Annotated in this window: 2 protein-coding genes; both read left to right on the top strand. The window is 72.7% G+C overall.

Annotated features, from left to right (window positions below):
• On the top strand, nucleotides 1-2,239 hold a 2,239-nt coding region (locus GTW08_RS16740), incomplete at its 5' end, for a transglycosylase domain-containing protein (protein ID WP_161152201.1).
• Nucleotides 2,240-2,370: 131 nt separating this feature from the next.
• The coding region (locus GTW08_RS16735) for a glycosyltransferase 87 family protein (protein ID WP_161152200.1) at nucleotides 2,371-3,818 on the top strand (1,448 nt) is incomplete at its 3' end.

Below are 3,818 nucleotides of genomic sequence, written 5' to 3'. Positions count from 1 at the left end.
GGCGGCACCGGCCACGGCCGCCCGTCGTGGCGGCGGTGGCGGCCGCCCGCCCGGACCGCCCGGTCGTCCCGACGGTCGCGGTCCCGGGGACGGCGGTGACGGGCGGAAGAAGCCCGGCCGTCGTCGCCGGCTCCGGCGCTGGGTGATCGGGCTCGCCGCGTTCGCGGTGATCGGCCCGCTCGTCGCGTTCGCGATCGGCTGGCTGGTGTTCCCGGTCCCCAACGCCGACGACATCGCCGTCACCCAGGTAGCGACCTTCACCTACACCGACGGCGCCCCGCTGGCGACGGTCCGGCCGGACAACGTCAACCGGATCAGCGTCGACCTGTCCCAGGTGCCGGTGCCGGTCCAGCAGGCCGTGCTGTCCGCGGAGGACCGCACGTTCTTCTCCAACCCCGGCTTCGACATCACCGGCATCGCGCGGGCGGTGATCAACCAGCTCTCCGGCGGGATCGGCGGCGGCTCGACGATCACCCAGCAGTACATCAAGGTGACCACCGGCAACGACCAGTACTCGCTGTTCCGCAAGTTCCGCGAGGTCGTGCTGGCCGCGAAGATGTCCAAGGAGATGACCAAGGAGCAGATCCTCGGCAACTACCTGAACGCGATCTACCTGGGTCGCGGCGCCTACGGCATCCAGGCCGCCAGCCAGGCGTACTTCGGGAAGAACGTCCAGGACCTGAACGCCTCCGAGGGCGCGATGATCGCCGGGCTGATCCAGTCGCCGTCGCGCTGGGACCCGGCGAAGAACCTCGAGATGTCCCAGCAGCGGTGGAACTTCGTGCTCGACGGCATGGTCGCCCAGGGCTGGATGACGCAGGCCGACCGGGCGCAGCAGAGGTTCCCGCAGTGGCGCGAGGCCTCCACGGCCGAGGGCGGTGGCATCCCCGGCGACGACAAGGGCCACATCTACAACGCGGCCCGCGCCGAGCTGGAGAAGCTCGGGATCTCCGAGACCGAGATCAACACCCAGGGTCTGACGGTCACCACGACGATCGACCCGAAGGCCCAGGAGGACGCGGCGACGGCCGTCGAGAAGATCATGGACGGCCAGCCCGGCAACCTGCGGTCCTCGCTGGTGTCGGTGAACCCGAAGACCGGCGCGATCATCGCCTACTTCGGCGGGGAGAACGGTGTCGGCCTCGACTACGCCTCGGTGCTCAAGCAGCCCGGCTCGTCGTTCAAGCCGTTCGTGCTCGCGGCGGCGCTGCAGGCGAACCCGCCGGTCGGTCTCGGCACGATCTACGACGGCTCCTCCCCCCAGGAGCTCGCCGGCACCACGGTCACCAACTCCGAGGGCGTCAGCTGCGGCCGGTGCTCGGTGAAGGAGGCCATGACCAAGTCGATCAACACGGTCTTCTACCGGATGGGCCTCGACGTCGGCCCGCAGCGGGTCGCCGACGCCGCGCACCAGGCCGGCATCCCCGCCGACCTGCTGCCGAACCCCACCGGCGGCATCTCGCTGGGTGACCGCGAGGTCCACCCCGAGGACATGGCCGCCGCCTACGGCACGTTCGCGGCCGACGGCATGAAGCGCGACCCGTTCCTGATCGCGAAGGTCACCGCCAGCGACGGTCGGGTCATCTACGACCGCGGCAGCACCGACAACGGCCAGCAGGTCATGCCGGCCGAGGTCGCCCGCAACGTCACCGAGTCCATGACCGACGTCGCGAGCTCGTCGCGGATCGGGCTGGACGGGCGTCCGGTCGCCGCGAAGACCGGCACCGTGCAGAGCAGCGTCCAGGGCCAGAACAACGACGCCTGGACCGTCGGCTACACACCGTCGGTGTCCACCGCGGTGTGGGTCGGCACCGACGACAACACCCCGATCAAGAACTCCGCGGGCCGCCCGGTCTACGGGCGGATGCTGCCCGGCTCGATCTGGCAGTCGTTCATGAACGACGTGCTGCAGGGGACGCCGGTGGAGCAGTTCTCCGACTTCGAGCCGATCGGCCAGGCTCCGGCCCGGGCCGTCTCGAACGACTCCGGGCAGGGCGACGACCAGCAGACGACCACCACCCAGGAGCCCGGCGACAGCCGCGACAACGGCGACCGCGGCGACCGCGGGGACCGGGGTGACCGCGGGAACCGCGGCGACCGGGGTGACTCCTCGGGCGACGGCTCCGGGGACGGGGCCGGCGACGACAGCAGCGGCGACCCCGGCAGCGACGGCAACAGCGACGGTCCGCCCGGCTCCGACGCGGGCCGGGACCGTCCCGGCCGCGGGGGCGACAACTGACCGCAGGCGGCCGGCCCGGAGCCGCACCGCCCGCCCCCCACGACGCGCCGGGGGCGGGCGTCCGGGACCGGGAGGTCCCGACCTGGACCGAGCCGCTGGCGCGCGCCGCCAGCCGGGTCGTCGGAGGCCCGATGGGTCGGCACGCACTCGTCGGACGGTCGCGCTGGTGGACCCCGCTGCGGGTGGTGCTGCTGCTCGCCGTCGTCGTGCTGGCGCTGGGCTGGCTGGGCAAGGCGGCCTGTCTGCAGCAGTACCGCACCCCGGACGGTGCGCTCGCGCTGGACTGGCGCAACGACCGTCAGTACGTCGCGATGTGCTACTCCGACACCGTCCCGCTCTACGGGCTGGAAGGTCTCGCCGACGACGCAGTCCCCTACCGCGACGCCTGGTTCGAGACCGCCGCCGACGGCTCCCGCACCGCCCGGTACATGGAGTACCCGGTCGTCACCGGGATGTTCCAGTACCTCAATGCGCAGCTGACCGACGGCTGGCAGTGGCTGGCCGAGCGGCTGCCGTTGCCGACCGCGCTCGACGTCGTCGTCTACTTCGACGTCACCGCGATCTGGCTGGCCATGGCCTGGCTGGTGGTGGTGTGGGCGGTGCTGATGCTCCGCCCGGAACGTCCGTGGGACGCCGCGTTGGTCGCGCTGTCCCCGCTGGTGGCGGTGCACGCGTTCACCAACTTCGACACGCTCACCGTCGCGCTCGCGACCGGGGCGCTGCTCGCGCTGCGCCGGGACCGGCCGGTCTGGGCCGGGGTGTTGCTCGGGATCGGCGGCGCGGCGAAGCTCTACCCGCTGCTGCTCCTGCTGCCGGTGCTGCTCGTCGGCTGGCGACGCCGCGCCGACGGCGGCCTCCCGCGTGCCGCGTGGACGATCGGTGCCGCGGTCCTCGCCTGGGTGGCGGTGAACCTCCCGGTCGCGCTGGCCCGGCCGCGCGGCTGGGTCGAGTTCTTCCTGCTCAACCGCACGCGCCCGGCCGACCCGGACTCGATCTGGTACTCGCTGTACTGGTTCACCGGCTGGTCCGGCTTCGACGGACCGCTCGGCGACGGGCAGTCCCCCACCGTGCTCAACACCGTCACCGCGGTGCTCATGGTGCTGGCGTTCGCCGCGATCGCCTGGTTCGCGCTGCGCGCGCCGCGCCCGCCCGCGGTCGCCGAGCTGGCCTTCCTGACGGTCTCGGCGTTCCTGCTGGTCAACAAGGTGTGGAGCCCGCAGTACTCGCTGTGGCTGGTCCCGCTCGCGGTGCTCGCCCTGCCACGCTGGCGGCTGCTGCTGGCGTGGATGGTCGTCGACGCGCTGGTCTGGGTGCCGCGGATGTTCCAGTACCTCGGCGTCGCGAACAAGGGGCTGCCGCCGGAGCCGTTCCTGGTGACCGTGCTGGTCCGCGACGCCGTGGTGGTCGCGCTGTGCGTGCTCGTCGTCCGGCAGATCCTGCGGCCCGGCACCGACCCCGGCCGGGACCCGGAGCCCGTGTGGCCGGTCGGCCCGCGGGTCTCCCGGTCCGGCATGCCCGCCGCGACGGCCTCCGCGTCGGCCGTGCCCGCACGGGGCGGGCGACGGCGGAGGGACGGCGG

Source organism: Pseudonocardia sp. SID8383, assembly GCF_009864975.1.
GTDB classification, from domain to species: domain Bacteria; phylum Actinomycetota; class Actinomycetes; order Mycobacteriales; family Pseudonocardiaceae; genus Pseudonocardia; species Pseudonocardia alni.
The sequence above is the reverse complement of the archived record's forward strand: the minus strand, read 5'-3'. Positions and strand labels throughout refer to the sequence as shown.